The organism is Actinomadura rubrisoli, assembly GCF_004349215.1.
GTDB lineage: Bacteria > Actinomycetota > Actinomycetes > Streptosporangiales > Streptosporangiaceae > Spirillospora > Spirillospora rubrisoli.
The window spans coordinates 1-4968 of sequence record NZ_SMKU01000503.1; the positions used below are offsets into that span (position 1 = coordinate 1).

7 protein-coding genes are annotated in these 4968 nt (G+C 67.9%); all 7 read right to left on the reverse strand.

All coding sequences use genetic code 11. The features are described 5' to 3' along the window. Window positions 1-222: 222 nt before the first annotated feature. The 7 genes from E1298_RS44010 to E1298_RS44040 all read right to left on the reverse strand — a co-directional run bounded on the left by E1298_RS44010 (window position 223) and on the right by E1298_RS44040 (window position 4912). Window positions 223-1017: an ABC transporter permease gene (locus E1298_RS44010; RefSeq protein WP_131903320.1), complete on the reverse strand. Its 795-nt coding sequence runs from the start codon at window positions 1015-1017 to the stop codon at window positions 223-225. Beyond that, window positions 1014-1964, reverse strand: coding sequence for an ATP-binding cassette domain-containing protein (locus E1298_RS44015; RefSeq protein ID WP_131903321.1), 951 nt, complete (start codon window positions 1962-1964; stop codon window positions 1014-1016). The genes E1298_RS44010 and E1298_RS44015 overlap by 4 nt, the downstream gene beginning before the upstream one ends. A 111-nt stretch (window positions 1965-2075) precedes the next feature. Then, complete coding sequence (locus E1298_RS44020; RefSeq protein ID WP_131903322.1) at window positions 2076-2402, reverse strand: DUF1048 domain-containing protein; 327 nt, start codon at window positions 2400-2402, stop codon at window positions 2076-2078. Between the two features lies 1 nt (window position 2403). Next, complete coding sequence (locus tag E1298_RS44025; RefSeq protein ID WP_131903323.1) at window positions 2404-2760, reverse strand: DUF1048 domain-containing protein; 357 nt, start codon at window positions 2758-2760, stop codon at window positions 2404-2406. Then, window positions 2757-3083 (reverse strand): PadR family transcriptional regulator, encoded by a 327-nt coding sequence (locus E1298_RS44030; protein WP_131903324.1) that lies wholly within the window; start codon window positions 3081-3083, stop codon window positions 2757-2759. Before E1298_RS44030 ends, E1298_RS44025 begins: the two co-directional genes overlap by 4 nt. Before the next feature lie 344 nt (window positions 3084-3427). Further along, window positions 3428-3535: a DUF2510 domain-containing protein gene (locus E1298_RS52070; protein WP_424923220.1), complete on the reverse strand. Its 108-nt coding sequence runs from the start codon at window positions 3533-3535 to the stop codon at window positions 3428-3430. A gap of 180 nt (window positions 3536-3715) precedes the next feature. After that, window positions 3716-4912 carry a helix-turn-helix domain-containing protein gene (locus E1298_RS44040; protein WP_131903326.1) on the reverse strand — a complete coding sequence of 399 codons (1197 nt, stop codon included), beginning with the start codon at window positions 4910-4912 and terminating at the stop codon, window positions 3716-3718. Window positions 4913-4968 lie beyond the last annotated feature (56 nt).

Here is a 4968-nt window from a genome sequence, read left to right on the forward strand (position 1 = left end):
CCGCCTGAGTCATCACCCCACCCCTCCCACCAATTGGGCTGGCTCGGCTTTTGACCTACGGAAGAGGACTCCCCGGCCGAACGTCAGCGCTTACCGGTTCCCCTTCATTCAACCTCAGCGCAGGAGACGCGATCATGATTCTAGTGTTCCTCGGGGAGGAAACAGCAGTTCTGGCGGCCCCGCTTGGGTGTTGTGCGGCCTGGTCGCCGGCGGTTGGATCGGTCAGCGGCTGGGGTCGCGGTTGAACAGTTTCATCGACCAGAGGAACCCGGCCAGGGTGATGCACACGGACCAGGTGATGGTCTGGTAGCCGCTGGTGCCGATGGCGTCGCCCATCAATAGGCCGCGGAGGGTGTCGATGGCGGGTGTGAACGGCTGGTACTCGGCGAACCAGCGCAGGGCGGCCGGCATCGAGTCGGTGGGCACGAAGCCGCTGCCGAAGAACGGCAGGAGCATCAGCAGCAGGGGCAGGTTGCTGGCGCCCTCAGGGTTCTTGGCCGCCAGGCCGAGCGCGACCGCCAGCCAGGTGAGCGAGAAGACGAACAGCGCCAGCAGGCCCGCCGCGGCGATCCACTCGACCGGGCCGGCGGTGGGCCGGAAGCCGATCGCCAGGGCGACGACAGTGACGACCACGATGCTGATCCCGATGGAGACCATCGTGCCGACGACGTGCCCGATGAGGATCGACGACCGGGAGATGGCCATGGTCCGGAACCGCGCCACGATCCCCTCGGCCGCGTCCATCGCCACCGAGATGGCGGTGCCGGTGGCGGCGCCGACCGTGGTCATCAGGATGATCCCCGGGGTCACGTAGTTGAGGTACGCCTCGCGGCCTCCCCCGCCGGCCAGCCCGTTCCCGAGCGTGCCGCCGAAGACGTACACGAACAGCAGCAGGAAGACGACCGGCATGCCGATGGTCTGCACCGTCATCGCCGGATAGCGGAGCATGTGCTTCAGCCGCCGGCGGATCATCGTCGCCGAGTCGGCCAGGGTGTGGGTGCGGACGGCGGTGCTCATCGGACTCCTTCCTTGCCGGTGAGGGTGAGGAAGACGTCGTCGAGGTCGGGGGTGTGCACCGTCAGCCCCTCGACGTCGATCGACTGGTCGTCCAGGCGGGCGAGCACCTCCCGCAGCGAGCCGACGCTGCCGTCGCTGGGGACGCGCAGGGTGAGGGCCTCGCTGTCGTCGTTCAGGGAGCCGGTGCCGAACGCGCGGAGCGCGGAGTCGACGCCGTGCTCGTCGGCGAAGCGCAGGCTGACGTGCCCGCCGGGGATGAGCCGCTTGAGCTCCTCGGGAGTGCCCTGGGCGATCAGGGCGCCGTGGTCGAGCATCGCGATGCGGTCGGCGAGATGGTCGGCCTCCTCCAGGTACTGGGTGGTGAGGAAGATCGTGACGCCGCCCTCCACCAGGTCCCGGATGATCTGCCACATGGTGCGGCGGCTGCGTGGGTCCAGGCCGCTGGTGGGCTCGTCCAGGAAGATGACGCGGGGGTCTCCGACCAGCGTCATCGCCAGGTCCAGCCGGCGCCGCATGCCGCCGGAGTAGGTGGACGCGGGCTTGTTCGCGGCCTCGACCAGGTCGAACTGCTCCAGCAGCCGCGCGGTGAGCTGCCGGCCCGTCCGCCGCGGCAGGTGGTGCAGGTCGGCCATCAGGTTGAGGTTCTCCTCGCCGGTGAAGAACCGGTCCACGGCCGAGTACTGGCCGGTGACACCGATGGCCGCGCGGACCGCCTGGGGATCGGTGGCCAGGTCGTGGCCCGCCACGACGATGTCGCCGCCGTCGGCGCCGATCAGGGTGGACAGGATCTGGACGGTCGTGGTCTTGCCCGCCCCGTTGGGGCCGAGCAGAGAGAAGATCGTTCCTTCGGGGACGGCCAGGTCGATGCCGTCGAGCACGACCTTCTCGCCGGTCTTGTCGCGGTAGGACTTGCGCAGTCCATAAGCCGCGATGGCCAGGTTGGACATGATGGGTGCTCCTCGCAGGAGAGGGAGGCAGGGGATCAGAGGTTGCGGGCCGCGATGCCACCGGAAATACGGCTGGTGGTTTGGGAACTCCACCAGCACCGGTTGAGGGGGTTACTTCCCGGCCGTACCGGGTTCCCCGCTCCTGGATTCCTGGTAGACCTCCGCATAGGTGGGAGAGTCCTGGATCAGGTCGTCGCAGAAGGCGGCGACGTCGTTGCCGATGAGTTCCAAGACCCCCTTGCCTGCGGCGACGCCCTCCTCGAAGAAGTCAACGATCCCGGGGAGCAGGGGCCCGTCAGGCAGGTCGACCGGTCCGACCTTGAACAGGTACCTCTGCATCTCCTTGTAGACGATCTGGTAGTCCGGCGGGAGTGCCTTGACCCGAGCCACGTGCGCCCGCCACTGCTTCTTGCCCTCGATGATGTCCTGGATGCCCACGTCAGCCTCCCAGCCGGCTCAATTTCCTTGCGACATTCCTGTTCAACTGCTCGCGCCACCGGTCGCGATAGGTGCGAGCGCCTTCTCCGCCGGCCAGCGCCGTGCAGAAGCCTGCGATGTCGTCGCCGAGCACCTCCTGGACGCTTTGCCCGTCCGCCGCGGTCTCCTCCAGCAACCCCAGGGCGCCGTCGAGGATCGGCATCAGGTTGCGGCCGGTGAAGGTCGAGTGAGGGAAGAGGTGGCCTACGATCTGTTCCCATGCCGCCCGGTAGTCGTCTGGCAGGGCCGCGGCCCGGGCTTCGAACACCTTCCATTCCCTAGTGAGATCGCTGCCTGTGACGGTCTCCCAGAAGTTCATCTCCCGCCCTCCTTGAGGCTGTCGATGCGTGATGAGACGTACTGCCATTTCGCCCAGAACTTCGCGAGTTCCTTGCGTCCGGCGTCGTTGAGCGCGTAGAACTTGCGCGGCGGACCGACCTCGGAAGGCCGTTTCGTCACCTGGACGAGTCCGTTCCTCTCCAGCCGCAGCAAGATGGTGTAGACCGTCCCTTCGACGACGTCGGCGAAGCCGAGCTCGTTCAGCCGACGCGTGATGGCGTACCCGTAGGTCTCCTCGCCGCCGATGATTTCCAGCACGCAGCCCTCAAGCGTGCCCTTCAGCATCTCCGTCAGGTCGTCCATCGCTGACCCTCTTCGATCTAGGTACCTTGTAGTACCGAGTACCACTATACGGTACCACTTAGTAGCGAAGCAACACCCGGCGGGCGCAGACCGCAGAAGGGGTCAAATCCTCGGCCCGCAACCAAGCGGCCCGGGACTCGGAAAGCAGCGACCAGAGAAGAAGTAACCGTGCGCGACCGCCGCTACTGGGCGTGCAGCCCCAGAGGAGGCCGCCGAAGCGGTCGAGCCGTCGGCACCGCCGATCCAGATCGGGTATGCGCGTTATCCAAGGATCAGGAGCTGGACAGCCAGTTGGTGGCGTTGCGTGCGGCCGGGTGCACGCGGGGCTGTTCTCGGAGAAGATCTCAACGCGGGCAAAGGTGCGGCCGGAGCCCCGCCGGCCGCGACGGCGTGGAGTCGACATGCCCAGTCCACCTCGTCCCGTCCCACCACCGATGCCCCACCCCTCCCACCAATTGGGCTGGCTCGGCTTTGACCTACGGAAGAGGAGCGCCCCGGCCGAACGTCAGCGCTTGCAGTTCTGGGCATTGGGACGACGGGTATGAGTCGGTTCGCCTGTTCCCGATCGACCGCACGAGCTGAAGGAGGTTGGCGCCCGTCTCACAGAGGGCGGGCGCCGGTGCATCGCTCCGTCAGCGTAGCTCGGCGGCCTGCCCGGCGAGACGGGAGGAGTCGATTTGCTCGGCCAGTTCCGCCAGGTCTTCGCCGAGTGCGACCGCCCGTTCAAGTTCGCCGGCCTGCGCGTGCGCGCGGCCCAGTTGGTACACGAACTCGCCGGCCCACTCCGAGTCGCGCATCCCCGCTGGCAGCGTGCCCAGTCCCCGGCTGAGCGCTTCGACCGCGCGATGGTTGACTCCTCGATCATGGCGGCCGAGGTACCGGTAGGCCAGGCCGCGCTGTAGCTCGAAAAAGCCGGGCGAGTGGTAGTACAGCCACGGCGGCGCTTCCTCCAGCCGCTCCCGCGCGGCAGCGGCTTCCTCGTCGGCCCGGTCGAGGAGTCGCTCGGTCTCGTAGGCGGCGCCGACCATGGCGTGGCCGCGGGCTTCCTGCGCCGCCGAAATGGCGTACTGCCCCGGGTAGAGCCCGTCACCGCGCAGCGCGGCGGCTGACAAACCGATCATGGGTCCGGGTTGACCGGCCATCCAAGCGACATGCCCCTTGAACGACAGCACCTCGGAGATCAGGTTCGCGTCGTCGGTTTCGATGGCCCATTCGAGCGCCCGGTCGAGCCATCCCTTGCCGACCGCCAGGTCGCCGACATTGGCTTTGAGCCACCCGAAGAACTGCGCCCACTGCGCAGCGACGTTAACGACCTTTGGGCGAATCGGGCCACGCGCCCCAGTCACGAGACCTTCCAGCACGGCGAGGCTGGTGCGGACGGGCTCGACGAGCGGAGCCGATCCGACGGCGTCCTCCGTGCGACGATGCCCGGCCAGGATGGTGGCGAGGGAGTCCACGACGGTCAAGTCCACACGCGAGGGGCGCCGCGCGGCCAGGACTAGCCGTTCCTCATCCTCGGGCGTGAACGCGCCGTTGAGCCCGTCGGCCCGCCAAGGGGCGGCGGTGGACGCGCCCGAGCCGAACAGTTCGGCTTCGCTTCGCCCGGTCACGCGGGCGTACAAGAACCGATAGCGGCGGCTGGGGGTGTACCGCCCGTTCTCCCATTGCTTGATCATGCCTTCGAGGCTGGGCACGTGCGCGATGTAGGGCAGTTCCTCGGGCGTCGCCGCGTCGCGGAGCAGCCGCGCGAGGTCCCCGCGCGTCCAGTACGGCGGTTCCTCGCGTACCTCGCGCAGGCGGCGGCCGATGACCTTTTTGTCGGCGGACATGTTGCTATGCACCTCTCGCCGGCGAGCGGGGCCACCCGGCCCCACCCTTTCCCACC

Coding starts and splice junctions, on each gene's coding strand:
- E1298_RS44010 (WP_131903320.1), bottom strand. CDS start 1,017: ATGAGCACCGCCGTCCGCACCCACACCCTGGCCGACTCGGCGACGATG.
- E1298_RS44015 (WP_131903321.1), bottom strand. CDS start 1,964: ATGTCCAACCTGGCCATCGCGGCTTATGGACTGCGCAAGTCCTACCGC.
- E1298_RS44025 (WP_131903323.1), bottom strand. CDS start 2,760: ATGAACTTCTGGGAGACCGTCACAGGCAGCGATCTCACTAGGGAATGG.
- E1298_RS44030 (WP_131903324.1), bottom strand. CDS start 3,083: ATGGACGACCTGACGGAGATGCTGAAGGGCACGCTTGAGGGCTGCGTG.
- E1298_RS44040 (WP_131903326.1), bottom strand. CDS start 4,912: ATGTCCGCCGACAAAAAGGTCATCGGCCGCCGCCTGCGCGAGGTACGC.